Here is an 18,688-nt window from a genome sequence, read left to right as displayed (position 1 = left end):
CATGAAATACTTACAATACATAGTTTGCGTATCAATATTTGCTGCTTGCGGAGGAGCCGATACTAAAAAGGATGCAACAGCCGATACCAAAAAAGATATCAGTGTTGAGACCGTCTCTTTGACTGAGATACAGCTCAAAAATGCCGGAATTGAAGCTGGGGTACTCACCAATCAAACCATCAATGAAGAAATAAAGTTGAATGGAACCGTGGATGTACCACCTCAGAACATCGTGTCTGTAAGCTTTCCAATGGGTGGATACTTGAAATCGACGAAATTACTGCCGGGGTTACATGTGAATAAAGGAGAAGCCATTGCGGTTATGGAGGATCAAGGTCTTATTCAATTGCAGCAGGATTATTTATCAGGGTTAGTGAAATTGAATATGACAGAATTGGAATTGACTCGTCAAAAGGAATTGAGAGCTGGCGAAGTAAATGCAGCAAAAGTGTATCAGCTGGCAAAAGCAGATTACGAGGCCACGCAAATAATGGTGAAAGGTTTGAGTGAGAAGCTGAAACTTATTGGCATCAATCCTGATAATTTGTCGTCTCAAAACCTAACGCGCTCTGTGCCGATCTATTCACCGATCAATGGATTTGTAGCTAAAGTAAATGTGAACATTGGTAAGTTTGTAAATCCATCGGATGTGTTGTTTGAATTGATCGACCCGAACGATATTCACGCTGCCTTAACGGTTTTTGAAAAGGACATTGCAAAGATCGCAATGGGGCAAAAAGTGAAAATTGTATTCGCAGATGAACCCAACAAAGTATACGACGGGGAAGTAATCCTTATTTCCAGAAACATTGATGAAAACAGAAGTGGGATCATTCATTGTCATTTTGAAACAAAGCCCAAGCAATTATTGCCCGGCATGTTCTTGAACGCACGAGTGATGGTTAACAATGTTAAGGCACTAACAATACCTGAAGAAGGGGTGGTGCGCTTTGGAAATCAGGAATATGTTTTTGAGGCTCTCAGTAACACGAATTTCAAAATGATTCCTGTGACTACGGGAGTACATGAAAACGGCTTCGTAGCCATCACAGCAGAAGGGCTCAATGAGTCAAAGCAGTATGTTCGAAAAAATGCTTACGCTATTTTAAGTAAGATGAAGAATACTTCAGATGAATAGATTTCGATTTTGGTGGATAGTGTTGTGGCTAATGTCATTTAACCTAGTATCGGCACAAGCCGATACTACGGTTTATGCGTTGAAAACGAAATCGCCCTCGGTTGTGAATACTAATGCTCGCAAATGGCCGCATTATCTCTCAGGCGGGCTTATCGCATTGGGAGTGTGGGGGACTGTAGATAGCTCAATTATTAACAAACACCGTATTTCATTTCAAGGCAAACTTGAGAATCAAGGATGGCACAAACAAATCGATAACATTGGTACTGTATTGCCTGCTGCTATGGTGTATGGACTTGAGTGGGTAGGAGTAAAGCCTAAAACGGATTTTGCCAACCGATCTGTTATTTTAGCCAAAGCGGAAGCTATGATGTTGATCTCGGTTTTTGCGATCAAGCACTGGTCGAATGTAGAAAGGCCCGATGGAAGCAACTTTCAGTCTTTCCCTTCAGGGCATACGGCTCAGGCTTTCTTAAGCGCACATTTCTTTCACAAAGAGTTTGGTTACAAAAGTATTTGGTATTCCATTGGTGGCTACGCAGTAGCATCAGCAGTAGGCGTGATGCGCGTTGCTCACAACCGACATTGGATCACGGATGTAATGACCGGCGCAGGCCTTGGTATTCTTTCTACAGAAATTGCATATAGAACGCACCGTTATCGATGGAAGAAAAATTTTCAGTTTACGGTACTCCCTTCGTATGAACGTAAAATAACAAGCTTGACTGCGTGGGTTCGATTCTGATAGCTGTTATTTGTAATCTTCTCTTACAGGTGTAAAAACATCTATCACCACACAATCCATCGGTGCAAACGCTTCATGAGGAGTATTGGAGGGAATTACATAGTAATCGCCTTCTTTCAAGGAAACTTCTACGCCCCCTATTTTCATGTCCAATTGACCTTTTACAATATAAGTGATCTGCTCATTGATGTGATGATGCAATCCGAGTACACTCCCTTTTTCAATGGATACATAGCCTACTGTAGCATCGGTTCCGTGAATATAATTGCCGAGAATGCCCTGGCTCAGTAACTTGGCGGGAATTTGATTGATTGATGGCATGTGGTCTTTTTTTAAAATAAAAAAACCCTGACGGCCGAAGCGGACAGGGTCACGATCTTTTTATAGGAATATGAACCAATGCGGTTCTGTGTGTTTCAGTGCATCAAAGATAAGTGATGAACCTGCATTGATTCTGTTTAATTATCAACAATTATTCGTTAAATGTTATTAAGCAGTTTTGGTTGCTTTCTCAATTCCCTTCACAATAACATAATAAGCAATACCGGCTCCAAAAAGAATCATCCAAATCATATTTTCTTCCCAATTCCAATTGAAGTTCTGCGTTTCAACTGAAATGAATAACAAGAAAACAATATTCAAAAGCATAATACCGGTTTTCTCTTGCTTCAATCCTTTCCAAAGATTCATACAATTCGAGAATGGCTTCCATTTGCCGAAGCTAGGTAAGATTGCCGGAGTCTTTTCAGTCCATTCATCATAAGCAGGCTGAAACTTAGATGCCAAATACGCCTCTTCTGCTAAAATGATCCGCTCATAATATACGATGTAGAACAAAACAAAGGATACAATGAACCACAAGTGATACGTGAGCATACCAACGCCTAACCACATAAAGAAATTTCCGATGTACAATGGATGGCGGCAAATGGAATAAATACCGGTGGTGTTTAAACTGTCTGCAACCTGACCGGCTGATATATTTCTACCGGATGTGTTTTTATCAGCTCTGGCAACGGTAACAAAGCGAATAACCAGTCCGAAAATAGAAACAGCGTAACAGAGATAGTGATACCATTCATTTTCACTGCCGCTGGTGTCGATGAATTTTTGGTCGCTGAAATACTTTACTGCTAAGGCAGGAATTAGGATTAAAACAGGAAGCCAGCCCCGATGCTTGAATAGAATGTTGCCATCGGAGACCATTTGATTCTGAAGTCTCATGTTGTGTAGTTGTAGTGTGTTCCTAAATTTAAGAATGTTTCAGCAATGAGACATTAAGAAATGATGAAAGTTTAAAGATATAAAAAACCCTGTAGTATTTTACTACAGGGTTTTCTTACTATTCTTCAACGCATTTATGCGTTTCTATTGATACAGTTCAAATCTTCGTACGACTGCTCCAAACGTTTGATAAAGGTTTCTTCTCCTTTTCTCAACCATACACGAGGGTCATAGTACTTCTTGTTGGGCTTTTCAGCACCTTCTGGGTTGCCTAATTGTCCTTGCAAATAAGCTTCATTCTTCTTGTAGTAGTTCAACACTCCTTCCCAAAATGCCCATTGCAAATCGGTATCGATATTCATTTTGATAGCACCATAGCCAATTGCTTCGCGAATCTGATGTTGCGGAGAACCGCTACCACCGTGGAATACAAAGTAAACGGGTTTTTCACCGGTGCCAAATGTTTTTTGAATGTGCAATTGAGAATTGTGAAGAATTTCCGGACGCAATTGTACGTTACCGGGGCTGTATACACCGTGAACGTTTCCGAAAGCGGCTGCTACTGTAAACAGGTTGCCAACTTTTTTCAAACGCTCATAGGAATAGGCAACATCGGCTGGTTGAGTATACAATTTGGAATTTTCAACATCGGAATTGTCCACTCCATCTTCTTCACCGCCTGTTACACCCAATTCAATTTCAATACTCATTCCCAATGGAGCCATTCTTTTGAAATACTCCACTGAAATCTCAATGTTTTCTTCAATTGGTTCTTCGCTCAGATCCAACATGTGGCTGCTGAACAAGGGAATACCTTTTTCTTTCTTGTGTTGTTCACCTGCATCAATTAAAGCGCTGATCCAAGGCAACCATTTTTTGGCAGCATGGTCAGTATGCAATACCACGGGAACTCCATAGTATTTGGCAACATTGTGAATATGTAAGGCTCCGGAAATTGCTCCGGAAATATTCGCTTGTAATGATTCATTAGGCATTCCTTTACCGGCAATAAACTGGGCACCACCGTTCGAAAACTGAACAATGATAGGAGAGTTTACTTTGGCTGCTGCTTCCAAGGCTGCATTAATGGTGTCGGTACCAGTAGTGTTTACGGCAGGAATGGCAAATTGATTGTCTTTAGCGTCGTTGTAGAGTGCTTCCAGCTCTTCGCCAAATAGCACCCCGGCTTTGTACTTTTTCATTGTGTTTTTTAAATTACTCTTTTTCGGGTTTTGTTATAAATGGTTCCCTCCAAAGCAAGCAAAAAGGGTGATTACGGACCGCTAAGGTAAGGCTTCCTGCCTTTTTTGCGAAAAAAAAGCCGATAACGTTCGTTTGTTAAGTAGGGGTTTGCACTAACAATTTCTTAATCTGCCGACTTACTCATGATTTTTTGCGCCAATAGCAGGTTCTTACGAAGGGTTTGTTTCAGTTGTAGTTTCACAATTTGACCCATCGACTGACATTTCAGAAACAAGGGTTGATGGTGGTATTCGGCCAATTCTTTCCTCAAAGAAGCCACTTTTTCAGGAGGAGAGAGTTCGTCCTTTACCATGATGTTCAACAAATCCATTAGGCGAAACCTCGAACTGGCTACTCTTAAGGCCATCATGGTACGTTCTTCGGTTTGGTATTGCTCAATCGAGTCTTTATTCAGGTGCTTTAGAGATAAGTCTACGAAAGCTTTGTTTTCTTTAAAAAATTGAGGCAGGTACAAACTCTTTCTTCCCTCATAGCTTTGTTGGTCAAAATCGATGCTTCGTATGCGGTATTGATAGTCTTCAATATCGGGTGTAATATCTATTACGAAGTTGTAGCTTCTCATATCACCTAGTAAACGAACAAAACAACGCTCATTGAATTTTACAAACTCTTTTGCCAATCGAATGCGATTGTTAAAAGGTTGATCCATCATGTTTTCAATAAACGAATCACCAGGAATCCCAGGGATGTGCTCTTCTACTAAAGTTTGGTAGTAAGTGAAATAAGTAATCCGGTTCGGCGAAAGAATATGTTCCAATTCCAATCCATAAACCCTGCTGGCATCGGCTATTTTAATGTAGTAGTGATCGTAGTTGTCGTTGTATTTGTTTACGATACGAATTCTAAATGGCTGTGAATTTCCGAAACTGCAAAAGTCAACACGTGCTACATCCAAATGTTTGGTATAACTCAAGTCACCCTCTGTTTTTAGGATCGCATAAATGGTCACCAATCCTTCTCTCAGAAACTCCCATTGTGGGGTATCGTACAACACTGTTTCCCAGTGCGTGTCTTTGCCATTTTTATCTTTAAGTGGAACTGAATAAGTAAAACGCAGTAAATCTCTATACATGACCGGAAGCTTCACCTCACGGCCATGCGTTTTTAAATAACCCCTTAGTTGATCGTTGATTTGATAGATCGCTTTTCTTCTGGAGGGTTTCTCCGGATCTTTTCCCGGATTTTGTGCTATTTCAATAAAGTCCATACGTAGCTTGAAGTTACATCATCGCAATTGCTCAAACAAACTTAAAAAGTAGGCAGGAGCGTTCGCCAGTCGCGATCCATACCAACTAAAATACTCGCCATCCACTAACATTACTTTCGCATTTGGAAGCATTGATTTGAAATAAGCAAGGTGTTTTTCTTTGAATGGGTAGGGTTCTGAAGACAAGAATATGAAATCAGGTTTTGCTTCTATCAATTCTTGTTCGGTAATAACCGGATAGCGTTGTTGAAGAAAGAAGCAATTTCGAATCCCGATATGATGCAGCATTTCATCAATAAACGTAGAACTGCCAACCACCATCATCGGTTCATTCCAGATGAAATAAGCCACAGATTCTTCTTGAAATATCCGGCTGCAGATTTGAAATTCTTTTTGAATTGATGCAATGATGCTTGTAGCCTTATCAGCGGTTTTAGTGATGTTACCTATTTGTTCAATCATCTTCACCGCATCTCCCAATCCGTTAATATCACTGATCCAAACCGGATAGCGTTCACTTAGGTATTCAATTCCGCCTTGCTCATTTTCTTCTTTATTGCCAATAATAAGATCGGGTTGTAGAGCATCAATGATGTTGTAATGATACTGCTTCGTTCCGCCTACTCTGGTTTTAGATCGAAACCATTCACTAGGATGGATACAGAATTTGGTAATGCCCACCACACGATCACCTAAGCCCAAATCTGCCAACAATTCTGTTTGCGAAGGAACGAGTGAAACTATCCGTTGCGGCGTTTCAGGAATCATCACTTCTCGATTCATTTGATCGATGTAAAGCGGCATGGAATTTTTTAGGCGAAGATAGAGAGGGAATTAATAATTAATAATGAAGAATTAATAATGAAACAGCCGGCAGTCAGGTTGATTGAATATAGAGGGCTAATCTGTGTCAATCTGCTTTAATCTGAGCTATCCGTGGTAAAAAAAGCTCTCATTGATTTCAGTCATCAGATTTTTAGATCTTTTTACTTTACCGCAAAGAAACAAAGATCGCAAAGGTTCGCAACGAAAAACGCTGCGCTGCCGTGGTGAACCACTCCGAAATTCAGAGACTAATCTGTGTCAATCTGCTTTAATCTGAGCTATCCGTGGTAAAAAGCTCTCATTTATTTCAGTCGTCAATTTTTTAGATCTTTTTACTTTACCGCAAAGAAACAAAGATCGCAAAGGTTCGCAACGAAAAACGCTGCGCTGCCGTGGTGAACCACTCCGAAATTCAGAGACTAATCTGTGTCAATCTGCTTTAATCTGAGCTATCCGTGGTAAAAAGCTCTCATTTATTTCAGTCGTCAATTTTTTAGATCTTTTTACTTTACCGCAAAGAAACAAAGATCGCAAAGGTTCGCAACGAAAAACGCTGCGCTGCCGTGGTGAACCACTCCGAAATTCAGAGACTAATCTGTGTCAATCTGCTTTAATCTGAGCTATCCGTGGTAAAAAGCTCTCATTTATTTCAGTCGTCAATTTTTTAGATCTTTTTACTTTACCGCAAAGAAACAAAGATCGCAAAGGTTCGCAACGAAAAACGCTGCGCTGCCGTGGTGAACCACTCCGAAATTCAGAGACTAATCTGTGTCAATCTGCTTTAATCTGAGCTATCCGTGGTCAAAAAATACTTCGCGACTTCTTCGCGCAGAACTTAATAACTTAAAACTTAACAACTCAAAACTTAATCTAACGGGAATCAGACGTTAAAAAAGAAGAAGGAGAAATACTGTGTCGTATTAATCGATTTGCGGACAACTCAACCCCGGGCGGGGTTTCACATTGGTAGCCACTGTCTTTCTAGTTCGCAAGTGTAACTGTCCGGCTGCGCCTGCTGCGAGAATTAGGATTCTCGAAGCAGGTATTGGATGCAGACGGTTCTTACACACAGGAATTGGAACTCCGTGGTTAATCTCAGACGTTGGATTTTACTTGTGGTTTGACAAGGATATAATGTAACTAGTGTAACCTTGGTTCTTCTAGGACAAATGATTCTAAAAACTGAGGACTTGGATCTTGGATTTTGTGGTTTTCCCAGGACTTACTGGATCTTCAACTGGAAATTGTGAACTCGTAACGGATATGGATTGTGATATTGGATCGAAAAAAAGAAAGTTGATTGATATTGGATTTTTTTGGTTTTTCGGACAATTGGAATTTCTTGGTCTTTCTCTTGGATATTTGGATAGATTGATATCATATCAATCAACTTCTGACACAAAAGTACAGTGCTTTCATTCCCTACGCAAGAGCAGAATTGCTCAATTATTCGCATACAGTATTTCCCGCTCCATACGTTGAAATACGCCTTGAAAACTAGTATTACTGCGTAAAAATGATGCGTAGTTTTACGATTGCGGAATCGAGCTAAAAAACAAAAGCCGCTCCGGGAGCGGCTTTTGAAATAGGCATATGCAAATTCACTTATCGTTGTTTTGCTTGAATGACGTCGTATTTTGTTACAATGTGGTAATTCCCCGCTTCGTCTTTTGCAAGTACTGCACCGATATCCTTGGTTATCATATTGCTTAAGCGCTCTACCGGAGTTTCAAAATCAACTACCGGATAAGCTGCTTCTGTAACTTCTCCTACTGTAGTGGCTTTAATATCAATTCCTTTCAATAGGGCATTGAATAATCCGCTTTCACTGATCGATCCAATGATCTCAGAACCATTGGTTACGGGAATATTCTCAATGTTGAATTTCTTCATCAAGTCTACAGCACTCTGAACTGTATCGGTTGTAGTTACCGTCAATAACTTTTGTTTCGCTCCTCTGCTGGCAACAATGTCTTTGAATGTTTTCACATCCAAAAATCCTCTTTCAATCATCCATTGATCATTGTAGATCTTCGCCACATATCTGCTTCCATGATCATGGAAAATACATACGACAACATCGCTTGGTTTCAATTGATCTTTCAATTGCATCAATCCTTGCAAACAACTTCCGGCACTGTAACCGCAAAACAATCCTTCTTCCTTGGCTAATCTACGTGCCATTACAGCCCCGTCTTTATCCGTTACTTGTTCGAAGTGATCAATCACACTCATATCGTAGTTCTGCGGAACAAAATCTTCTCCAAATCCTTCACTGATATAAGGGTGTACTTCATTCATATCAATTTCGCCTGTTCTAAAGTACTTAGTTAACAAAGAGCCATAAACATCAATCGCCCAAATTTTTATGTTTGGATTTTTTTCTTTCAAATACATCGCTGTTCCGGTTATCGTTCCACCGGTTCCTGCAGTACATACGAGGTGTGTAATCTTTCCATCGGTTTGGTTCCAGATCTCAGGACCGGTGGTTTCATAATGCGCCAATCGATTCGCCAAATTATCGTACTGATTAAAATGAAACGAATTGGGAATTTCTTTCGCGAGTCGTTTCGCCACACTGTAATAACTGGCAGGATCTTCAGGCATTACGTTGGTTGGACAAACAATTACTTCTGCACCTACCGCTTTTAAAATATCAGCCTTCTCTTTCGATTGTTTATCAGTGGTCACAAATATAGATTTGTACCCTTTCACAACGGCAGCTAAAGCCAGACCCATTCCTGTATTTCCACTGGTGCATTCAATGATAGTGCCTCCGGGTTTTAACAATCCCTTCTCTTCGGCCACTTCTACCATTTTTAATGCCATACGATCTTTAATACTGTTCCCGGGGTTGAAATAATCCACTTTGGCAAGAATAAGACCCGGTAAGTCCTTCGTGATCTTGTTAAGCTTGATCAACGGGGTGTTACCGATCGTCTCTAAAATGTTATTTTTGATATCCATAGACATGATTTGCGTTGCAAAACTACAACTTTAAGCCCTCATGCGTTGTTAAACTAATGTCAGAAATGGACAAATTACCCAAATCACATATCAAGGCATATTTTGTGAGCGGACTTGGAGGCGATCGACGCCTCTTTGCTTCCATCGAATTGCCCGAATATGTTGAGCCGGTTTATTTGGACTGGATTCCGGCTTTGAAACAAGAATCTTTAAAAGAGTATGCTTACCGCTTGGGAGCTGCAATTCCCAATCAAGAACCATGCATATTGGTAGGACTGTCGATGGGAGGGATGATTGTAACAGAATTAGCCAATATAAAGAATTGTCAAAAACTAATACTGATTTCAAGTACTCCAACAAGCAACGGTTTACCATTTTGGTATCGATGGGCAGGTGGAATAAAGGCTGAAAAATGGGTGCCTTTATCATTCATCAAAGCGGGGTCTTTATTAAAGCGTTTTTTTTCAACTGAATCAGGCAATGAAAAAGAGTTATTGCGCGACATGATTCGCAATACAAAAGCCGAACACTTGCGTTGGTCCATGTCGGCAATCATTCACTGGAAACAATCGGAATTTCCACAAAGTATTGTACATATTCATGGGTCAAAGGACAGGATCATCCCTATTCGTTTGCTACGTCCAACCCATGTAATTCCCGGAGCAGGTCACTTAATGATTCTCCAACAAAGTGAACGGATCAATGAAATACTAGAAGCCGAACTAAGCGGATTGAATAAAACATTCTAGTACCTCATTCTCTGAGGCCTACAAATCATCGAATTATCCAATTACCTCATCATTTTCCTTTTCCCTACCTTTGCTCCCCTCATTGATTTTTGTGGATAGAATTTAAAATTATGGATGTAAAGTACCTTAGTAAGATCGCCGAAAATTTAGGCCTTAGTTTCAAGCAAATTGGAAATGTATATGATTTGCAGGCCGAAGGAGCCACCATTCCTTTCATGGCTCGTTACCGTAAAGAAGCAACCGGAAATTTAGATGAAGTGAAGATCGCAGAAGTGGTGAATTCCATTCAGTATTTTTCCGAGTTAGAGAAAAGAAAAGAAACCATTATCAAAACCATTGATGGATTAGGAAAACTCACCCCGGAATTAAAAAAGAAAATCGAAGATTGTTTCGACGCTACCACACTTGAAGATATTTATCTGCCCTACAAGCCGAAAAGGAAAACGAGAGCAACTCAAGCAATTGAAAAAGGGTTGGAACCATTGGCGCAACAGCTATTGCTACAAACTGATGAAGATCCTGAAAAATTGGCTGAAGCTTTTGTGAAAGAACCGGTGAAAGATATCAAAGAAGCCCTTCAAGGCGCACGCGATATTATTGCCGAACAAGTGAGTGAGCATGCCCAAGCGCGCGATAAAGTACGTCAATTGTTCAATGAAGAGGCTGTATTGTATTCAAAAGTACTGACCAGTAAAAAAGAAGAAGAGGAAGCACAGAAATACCGCGATTATTTTGAATTCAGTGAACCACTGGCCGATTGTCCCTCACACCGCATTTTGGCAATTAGAAGAGGTGAAAAAGAAGGCTATTTGGTAATGGATATTACCATCAATAAAGAAACTGCGGTGGAAGCCATCACTCCACTGTTTGTAAAAGCCAATAACGCCGCATCAAAAGAAGTGAAAAAAGCGGTAGAAGACGCCTATGATCGATTGCTGAAATCATCCATTGAAAATGAATTCCGTTTAGTGAGTAAGAACAAAGCCGATGAAGAAGCCATCAATGTGTTCGCAGAGAACCTACGCCAACTGTTACTTGCATCACCCTTAGGATCCAAGCGAGTTTTGGCGCTCGATCCGGGCTACCGTACCGGATGTAAAGTGGTGTGTTTAGATGCACAAGGAAACTTCTTGCACAATTCCACGATCTATCCGCATCCCCCTCAAAATGAAAGCTCTAAAAGTATCGCCGAGTTGAAATTCTTGGTGGATCGATATGATATTGAAGCCATTGGTATTGGAAACGGTACCGCTGGTAGAGAAACCGAACAGCTGGTGCGCAGCATCGATTTTGGAAAACAAGTAAGTGTGTTCCAAGTGAATGAAAGCGGCGCTTCTATCTATTCAGCATCAGAAGTTGCGAGAGAAGAATTTCCTGATCAAGATGTTACGGTACGCGGTGCTGTTAGTATTGGTCGTCGTTTGTTAGATCCATTAAGTGAATTGGTGAAAATCGATGCAAAGTCGATTGGAGTAGGGCAGTACCAGCACGATGTGAACCAAACCAAATTGAAAGAAGCACTCGATAGAGTTGTAGAAAGCGCCGTGAACTATGTAGGTGTAGATGTGAATACAGCTTCTCGCCATCTCTTGGTATATGTATCGGGATTGTCTTCCAATTTGGCTAAAAATATTGTAGAATACCGTGCTAAGAACGGTCCTTTCAAATCTAGAGAAGAATTGAAAACTGTTCCCGGTATGGGGCCTAAAACATTCGAGCAATGTGCCGGATTTTTGAGAATTCCCGGTGCAGCCAATCCACTCGATAATTCGTCTGTTCACCCTGAAAGCTATTCCCTAGTGAGTACAATGGCGGCTGATGTACAAGCTTCTTTAGAAGAACTGATCAAAAATGCAGGTTTAAGAAAGCAAATCAATAAGCAGAAATACATTTCCGAAAAGATCGGTTCTTTTACCATCGACGATATTTTGAAAGAACTGGAAAAACCGGGTCGCGACCCAAGGGCAGTAATCGAAGAATTTCAGTTCGATGCCACTATCAAATCAATTGAAGATGTAAAACAAGGCATGACCGTGCCAGGTATTGTTACCAATATCACCAATTTTGGATGCTTTGTTGACATTGGAGTGAAACAAGATGGATTGGTGCATATTTCACAATTGAGCAATCATTATATTAGTGATCCCAATGAAGTAGTGAAGCTGAATCAAAAAGTGATGGTAACGGTTACAGAAGTAGATGTTGCCAGAAAGCGAATTGGATTGTCAATGAAATCGAATTCCGACAATGCCGCACCGCGCTCCTCGCAACCACGGGGAGGAAAGCCTCAAAGCTCCAAGCCTTCAAAGCCGGAACCCTTGAATCCTTTTCAGGCTAAGCTGGCGGAATTGAAGAAGAAAATGGGAGGGAGTTGATAATTAAGAATTAATAATTAATAATTAAAAATGAAACAGCCGGCAGCAGGCTGAAATTTTCGAAGCGAAGCGGAGTGAATTTTAGTCTCGTGAGGCGACAGCCGAAAAGGGAAGGGAAGAGGGAGGATGGAGGATCGAGAAAGGTAAAGTGTTTACGTTCGCAGAACAGGTTCCTGAGCCAACCCCTAGTTTTTGAAGCCGCTGATTAAAAAGTAAAATAAAAGGGGCGTTTGTTATACCACAAACGCCCCTTTCTTTTTTATATTTGATTCCTATTGCGCCATTGTTTTTCTCTTTTTCTGCAACACCATGTCTAATAGCATAAGTCCGGAAACCATGGTGATTCCTAGAAAAGCTGTAGTATAGTTGTTGAAGAAATTACCTACTTTTTTACTGTCTACCACATTGGTAAAAATATCGGATTGGCCGGAACCGAGGGTAAACTCAACTTGACTGAATCCGTACACAAGGAATCCGGCAATCATCAAAATGAAAAACCAAGCCACTCCCCAAATGATCCTTTTATTGAAATACGACTGGGTAGCGGGTGTAATCTTCGACTTACCAATTTCCTCCATTACATTCATCGTGAAACGCATAGAAGGTTCCTCTAAATCAATTGTATTGAGAAGCAATTCATGTGCTTCCAATAACTCATGGTATTTATTTCTCCATGCAATATTGGAGGAAATCAATTCGGCGATTTCATTGCTTCGAGCTTCTGGGATAGTTCCATCAATGAAATCCCAGAGTTCCAACTCCATTTTCGCTTGTGGATCATTTGAATGTGAATGCTGTTCCATAATCAATTTTTTAAATTTGCGACCTCTTCTTTAAAATGGGTTTGCATTTTTTCTCTCAAGCGGGTTCTAGCGCGGTGTAGCTTAACTTTTACCGTATTAGGGTCAATTCCTAAAATGGTTCCAATTTCTTCCAAACTTTGTTCTCCTTTATAAAATAAACTAATAAGATTGGCATCATCGGCACTCAACAAAGCAATGGCTTGGTTTACCATCTGTATTTTCGACTTGTTTTCAACTGAATAAGCCTGAAAATGACTCTGCTGCTGGTCTGCAGCTTCAAACACCTGCTCCACATCCAATGAATGAACTTTTTGCTTTTTCTTTCTCAAAAAGCTCAAGCTCGTAGTTGTTGCAATGGTATAAAGCCAAGTACTGAAGCGACTTTCACCTCTAAAATCGGATAAGTTCTTATAAGCTTTTACAAAGCTATCTTGGGCTATTTCCTCCGCATCTTCTCTGCTCTCTGTATAGCGCATGGCTATCGTGAAAACGAAGTTTTGGTATCGTTTTACGAGTTCAGCATAATACGCGGTTTCACCGCCTATTATCCTGTGTATCAATTCGCTATCTGTTAGTCCTGCAGACATGATACCTCTAAGACGCCCATTTAGGTGCATGGGTTACACTAAAGTTCGGTTTTTAATTCGAATTCCTCTTTTTGTTATTATATAGTCTCCGAATAGCCATTTATAAACATCCTTCTTCGTTGTGTATTTCATTTCCATAATTACTAACCCCAGAATTCACAATTCGATTCGCTCTCGCTTTTTTTAAAAAAATTGTTCCCTCCCCTGTAACCTCTTTTTCTCACCTGTAGTCTGATACTGTAGAAACCTAAATAATTACAATAAAAATTTAAAACTATGGGTGCTCAAGAAATGTTAACCGCCATCTTAATTCCTTTAGGATGTTTTGCGATGGTCTTCGGAATTGTTTACATGCACAAACGTGAAGGTTTGGCCATGATTGAAAAAGGACTGAATCCCAGAGAATACCGTCCTGCTCCTTACAAAAACTTGAAATGGGGATTGCTGTTAGTAGGAGCCGGTGTAGGATTGTTCGTAGCTTACATGCTCGACCACACTGTGCTGAAATCTGATTTTGACGCAGAACCTTTGTATATGTCTTTGATTGGTATCGGAGGTGGAATCGGTCTCATCTTCTCTTATAAAATTGAGAAGAAAGAATTACTCGATAAATAAATAGCTTTTAGCCGAAAAACAAAGAAGCGGCCCACTCATTTGAGTGGGCCGCTTGTATTTATTAGATCCTTTATTCATTCAAAATCTTATTGGAGGGTTTTGATTGTTTCCAAACCTTTCAAAACTGTTTTGTCGATGGTATTAGCAAACTGATAGTAACCATTCATTTGCCAGATTTGCTGACTCATAAAGCTCTTATACCTTCTATTCAGCGCTTCCCGATCAGCATTTGTAAGGCTTTTAATAGAATCGATTCCGGCACCGGCTTCTGCAGCCCAAGCATCCAAAATAGCAGAGGTAATGCTGAATCCCTTTTCAAAATCTGCAGCCGATTTGTATTGATTGTATGTTTCAGGATGTTTGAAATACTGCTGATAAACGAACTTGCCAAGTTCCTTATAGTAAAGTAAAGGACGTGCCGCGTTAGAATAGGAAATGGTATCAATTGCTACAAATACATCGGGTGTGATGCCGCCGCCACCATAAACCACTCTTTTCTTGATGATTGTTTTGAAAACTTTGCCTGTGTGTACTGCTGTATCACCTACCACAGCTTGGCCATTGTGAAATCGATCGTACACTTCTTCTTGATAGGCTTCCTTTGATTTATCAAAAGGTTTTTGAATGTTCCGACCGCTAGGCGTGTAATACTTAGATACTGTTAAGCGCAATTGGGAGCCGTCACTGAGTTCAAAAGGTTCTTGAACCAATCCCTTTCCGAAGCTTCTTCTTCCAATAATCGTGGCTCTGTCCCAATCTTGCAAGGCTCCTGCCAACACCTCACTAGCAGATGCACTGAACTCATCAATTAACAACACCAGTGCTCCTTTTTCAAATAGCCCGGGTCTTTTACAATGGTATTCCTGGCGTTTAGCATGTAAACCTTCAGTATAAAGGATCAATTTATCTTGATCCAAGAATTCATCGGCAATATCAACGGCTTCTTCCAAAATCCCTCCGCCATTTCCTCTAATGTCGAAAATCAACTTTTTCATTCCCTTTTTCTGCAAATCTTCTAGTGCTGCCATAAATTCTTCGTAGGCAGTTCTGGAAAACTTGTTCAAGTGAATAAATCCGGTATTTTCTGAAATCATGTAAGCTGCATCTACTGAGAATTTCGGAATAGTGCCTCTCTTGATTTTAACATCCAGGGGTTGTCCATTTCTCAACAGTTTTACAGCTACTTCCGAGCCTGCGGGTCCTCTCAAGAGCTTACGAATGCGCTCGTTTGTGATTTTTACACCAGCCACCACTGAGTCGCCAACTTTAATAATTTTATCTCCCATTTTCACACCGGCTTGTGCACTGGGACCTTTTTCCAATACGTTTACAGCATTTACCGTATCGTTTATTACATAGTATTCAATGCCTATCCCTTCAAAGTTGCCATTTAGGTCTTCATTTGCCGCTTCTGTATACACAGCCGGGATGTAAACCGTGTGAGGGTCCAAATGGCCGAGCATGCTTTGAATTGCTTCCTCGGTAAGCGAATCCGTATGCACCGAATCCACATATTTTTTCTGCAGTAAATCAATCACTTCCTGTACCGAAGCCTTTTTAGGAGTTCCAAAGAAACCTTGTCCGTCGGGTATATTCTTTCTCAAACTGAACCCCATCCACATGCCCACTATTAGCGTTACAGCAAACAAAACGGGCCACCAAACCTGTAGTTTTTTCATGGTTTATTTCTTAGTGTTTTTCAAACTTTTCGTAAATTATTCAATCAGTTGCAGGATATGGGTTAATATTCTGTTACCGGTCTATAATTAGGCGGCAAGTTCCTAATTAATTTTCAATTTTGAACTTACCTTCGTCCACATACTGAGAATCAGTAAAAAGAACCATTATGAGTATATTAATCGCCGATAGTGGTGCCACTAAATGTGAATGGTGTTTGGTGAGCCCGGGGAAAAGAACCAAAACGATCTTTACTCAGGGAATTAGCCCCTATTTTATGAATGCTGTGCAAATAGAATCTTTGGTTCGGCAGGAAGTGTTGACCAAATTCAAAAACACGGCAATCACGGAAGTGTACTATTATGGAACAGGTTTAGCCGCACCGGAAAACGCCAAACTTGTAACAAAGGCATTGAAAAAGGTATTCTCCAACGCAGCGGTTCAAGCTACGCACGATGTAATGGGGGCTGCTAAAGCGGTTTGTGGAGATCAAAAAGGATTGGCAACTATTCTTGGTACCGGTAGCAGTGTCTGTTACTACGATGGAAAGAAAATCAAGAAAACAAGTCCGGGATTGGGCTATGTGCTGGGTGATGAAGGATCAGGCGCCTACTTGGGTAAAAAAGTAGTACAATATTTTCTTTATAATACATTCGACGAAGAATTGATGTATAAGTTCAATTTAAAATATGGATTGAACCGTTCTCAAATTCTCGATCAGGTGTACAAACAGCCGCTCCCCAATCGTTATTTGGCCGGATTTGCCCTCTTTTTGTCGGAAAATAGAGGACATTACATGGTCGAAAACATAGTTGAAGATGGGATCAATGACTTCTTTTTCACGCATTTATGCAAAATTGGAGAGAGTTGGAAATATCCTATTAGCTTTGTTGGGGGAGTTGCTTATGGTTTTCAGGACGTAGTTCGCGAACTTTGCGATACCTATGAGTTTGAATTGGGAACCATTTTAAAGAATCCAATGGAAGGCTTGATAAAGTATCACAAATAATAATAAGACAGAACCGCAGCAATGGCAGCATTTGAGAAAATTACAGAATCGGAAAGTAGATACAGGCATTTGGAAGAAATGACGGTAAGTGAAATTCTTACCAATATCAACAAAGAAGATAAAAAAGTGCCGGATGCAGTGGAACGATCATTGCCGCAAATTGAGCGCTTGGTAGCTGCTGCTACCGATTGTGTGATTGCCGGTGGCCGCATCTTTTACATGGGGGCCGGAACCAGTGGCCGTTTGGGAGTACTCGATGCCAGCGAAATTCCTCCTACCTATGGAATGCCCCATGGCATTGTAATTGGCCTAATAGCCGGAGGTGATGAAGCCATTCGAAAGCCCATCGAAAATGCAGAAGATGCCGCAGACAATGGATGGTTGGATCTGGTGGCGCATCAAATTTCTGATAAAGACATCGTGGTTGGAATCGCTGCAAGTGGAACTACGCCCTATGTAATAGGTGCGTTACAAAAATGCCAGGAGAAAGGCATAGCCACCGGTTGCGTTACTTGCAACCCCGGAACACCTTTGGCCGCAGTAGCCGATTTCCCGGTTGAAGTAGTGGTGGGACCGGAGTTTGTAACAGGAAGTACGCGCATGAAAAGTGGTACCGCTCAAAAGTTAGTATTGAACATGATATCAACTGCTGTGATGATTCAAATTGGCAGAGTTGAAGACAATAGAATGGTAAACATGCAATTGACCAACCAGAAATTGGTTGATCGCGGAACTAAAATGCTGATGCAAGCAACAGGAATCAACAATTACGAACTGGCCAAGGAATGGCTGTTAAAATCGGGAAGTGTAAAAAAAGCCACCGATGCTTACAAGGCATCTCAAAAATAATGGTTGAACTTTTCACTGCTCCGGCTGTTTAACCCTTTCCCGTAAGGCTACGCGCTACTTCAAAGCTCATATTTCTCAACTTGTTTTTATGCACGACATTGAGCCGTTCTACAATTGGCGACACATTTATATAAGTGAACAAGACGAACGTTCTCCTTTTTTCGGAAGAACTTATTCCGAATTTGAATTCTCTCAAACCGTTTACAACTATTATATACACCCGCAATGGGATGAATTTGGCAGTAGAACACTTTTCATGAAAGTGATCATGGCCGATTACGAAGAACAATATGCCATCATCGAACTCATTGGCGAATGGAACGATGCAATCGAAAATGATATCATGGAATTGAAACGTGAAGTGATCGACGAGTTCAGCAATTTCGGCATTCGCAAATTTGTACTCATTGCAGAAAATGTACTGAATTTCCATAGCAGCGATAAAGAGTATTATCAAGAATGGTACGAAGAATCGATTGACAATGAAGGGTGGGCGGTTATCTTGAACATGCCGGAAGCAACCCAATATGATTTTAAGAAGGCCAAGCTGAACCGCTACATTGAATTAATGGAGATTGGTAATTGGAGAACCTATCGGCCTTTTCATCTTTTTAAAAAGATTGACGAAACTTTATCGAAAAGATTGGATTAACAA

At 40.7% G+C, this 18,688-nt stretch carries 17 protein-coding genes; 8 read left to right on the top strand and 9 right to left on the bottom strand.

Going from position 1 to position 18,688, the window contains the following annotated elements:
• Position 1: 1 nt before the first annotated feature.
• Positions 2-1,138 (top strand): efflux RND transporter periplasmic adaptor subunit, encoded by a 1,137-nt coding sequence (locus ACQ2HE_RS15745; protein WP_430896910.1) that lies wholly within the window; start codon positions 2-4, stop codon positions 1,136-1,138.
• A 31-nt stretch (positions 1,139-1,169) separates the two neighbouring features.
• Complete coding sequence (locus ACQ2HE_RS15740) at positions 1,170-1,883, top strand: phosphatase PAP2 family protein (protein WP_430896912.1); 714 nt, start codon at positions 1,170-1,172, stop codon at positions 1,881-1,883.
• Between the two features lie 6 nt (positions 1,884-1,889).
• Here the strand turns inward: ACQ2HE_RS15740 and ACQ2HE_RS15735 are convergent, their stop codons facing one another.
• The 6 genes from ACQ2HE_RS15735 to ACQ2HE_RS15710 form a co-directional block, all read right to left on the bottom strand.
• Positions 1,890-2,204, bottom strand: coding sequence for a cupin domain-containing protein (locus ACQ2HE_RS15735; protein ID WP_430896914.1), 315 nt, complete (start codon positions 2,202-2,204; stop codon positions 1,890-1,892).
• 168 nt (positions 2,205-2,372) lie between these two features.
• Positions 2,373-3,107: a methyltransferase family protein gene (locus tag ACQ2HE_RS15730; protein WP_430896916.1), complete on the bottom strand. Its 735-nt coding sequence runs from the start codon at positions 3,105-3,107 to the stop codon at positions 2,373-2,375.
• Positions 3,108-3,241: 134 nt separating this feature from the next.
• Positions 3,242-4,309, bottom strand: coding sequence for a class II fructose-bisphosphate aldolase (fbaA, locus tag ACQ2HE_RS15725; protein WP_430896918.1), 1,068 nt, complete (start codon positions 4,307-4,309; stop codon positions 3,242-3,244).
• A gap of 164 nt (positions 4,310-4,473) precedes the next feature.
• Complete coding sequence (locus ACQ2HE_RS15720) at positions 4,474-5,577, bottom strand: hypothetical protein (protein ID WP_430896920.1); 1,104 nt, start codon at positions 5,575-5,577, stop codon at positions 4,474-4,476.
• An 18-nt stretch (positions 5,578-5,595) separates the two neighbouring features.
• Entirely contained in the window at positions 5,596-6,381 is a 786-nt protein-coding gene (locus tag ACQ2HE_RS15715; protein ID WP_430896922.1) for an ABC transporter substrate-binding protein, read from the bottom strand.
• Positions 6,382-8,007: 1,626 nt separating this feature from the next.
• Entirely contained in the window at positions 8,008-9,369 is a 1,362-nt protein-coding gene (locus ACQ2HE_RS15710) for a pyridoxal-phosphate dependent enzyme (RefSeq protein WP_430896924.1), read from the bottom strand.
• 65 nt (positions 9,370-9,434) lie between these two features.
• Between ACQ2HE_RS15710 and ACQ2HE_RS15705 the strand changes: the two genes are divergently transcribed.
• Both ACQ2HE_RS15705 and ACQ2HE_RS15700 read left to right on the top strand, forming a co-directional pair.
• On the top strand, positions 9,435-10,118 hold the full coding sequence (locus ACQ2HE_RS15705) for an alpha/beta fold hydrolase (RefSeq protein WP_430896926.1): 684 nt from the start codon (positions 9,435-9,437) through the stop codon (positions 10,116-10,118).
• A 110-nt stretch (positions 10,119-10,228) separates the two neighbouring features.
• Positions 10,229-12,493 (top strand): Tex family protein, encoded by a 2,265-nt coding sequence (locus ACQ2HE_RS15700; RefSeq protein WP_430896928.1) that lies wholly within the window; start codon positions 10,229-10,231, stop codon positions 12,491-12,493.
• Positions 12,494-12,765: 272 nt separating this feature from the next.
• On the opposite strand, the gene ACQ2HE_RS15695 is transcribed toward ACQ2HE_RS15700, so the two are convergent.
• Positions 12,766-13,296 (bottom strand): hypothetical protein, encoded by a 531-nt coding sequence (locus ACQ2HE_RS15695; RefSeq protein ID WP_430896930.1) that lies wholly within the window; start codon positions 13,294-13,296, stop codon positions 12,766-12,768.
• A gap of 2 nt (positions 13,297-13,298) precedes the next feature.
• On the bottom strand, positions 13,299-13,883 hold the full coding sequence (locus tag ACQ2HE_RS15690; protein ID WP_430896932.1) for an RNA polymerase sigma factor: 585 nt from the start codon (positions 13,881-13,883) through the stop codon (positions 13,299-13,301).
• Positions 13,884-14,159: 276 nt separating this feature from the next.
• On the opposite strand from ACQ2HE_RS15690, the gene ACQ2HE_RS15685 reads away from it, so the two are divergent.
• Positions 14,160-14,498 carry a DUF6249 domain-containing protein gene (locus ACQ2HE_RS15685; RefSeq protein ID WP_430896934.1) on the top strand — a complete coding sequence of 113 codons (339 nt, stop codon included), beginning with the start codon at positions 14,160-14,162 and terminating at the stop codon, positions 14,496-14,498.
• 86 nt (positions 14,499-14,584) lie between these two features.
• On the opposite strand, the gene ACQ2HE_RS15680 is transcribed toward ACQ2HE_RS15685, so the two are convergent.
• On the bottom strand, positions 14,585-16,177 hold the full coding sequence (locus tag ACQ2HE_RS15680; protein WP_430896936.1) for a S41 family peptidase: 1,593 nt from the start codon (positions 16,175-16,177) through the stop codon (positions 14,585-14,587).
• Positions 16,178-16,344: 167 nt separating this feature from the next.
• On the opposite strand from ACQ2HE_RS15680, the gene ACQ2HE_RS15675 reads away from it, so the two are divergent.
• The 3 genes from ACQ2HE_RS15675 to ACQ2HE_RS15665 all read left to right on the top strand — a co-directional run bounded on the left by ACQ2HE_RS15675 (position 16,345) and on the right by ACQ2HE_RS15665 (position 18,685).
• Positions 16,345-17,184, top strand: coding sequence for an N-acetylglucosamine kinase (locus ACQ2HE_RS15675; RefSeq protein ID WP_430896938.1), 840 nt, complete (start codon positions 16,345-16,347; stop codon positions 17,182-17,184).
• Between the two features lie 21 nt (positions 17,185-17,205).
• Positions 17,206-18,033, top strand: coding sequence for an N-acetylmuramic acid 6-phosphate etherase (gene murQ / locus ACQ2HE_RS15670; protein ID WP_430896940.1), 828 nt, complete (start codon positions 17,206-17,208; stop codon positions 18,031-18,033).
• 88 nt (positions 18,034-18,121) lie between these two features.
• Entirely contained in the window at positions 18,122-18,685 is a 564-nt protein-coding gene (locus ACQ2HE_RS15665) for a hypothetical protein (protein WP_430896942.1), read from the top strand.
• Positions 18,686-18,688: the final 3 nt, after the last annotated feature.

The organism is Endoryza foliicola (genome assembly GCF_050589245.1).
Taxonomy (GTDB): Bacteria; Bacteroidota; Bacteroidia; order Chitinophagales; family Chitinophagaceae; genus Endoryza; species Endoryza foliicola.
Note: the sequence above shows the minus strand (reverse complement) of the source record. Positions and strands in the feature narration are given on the sequence as shown.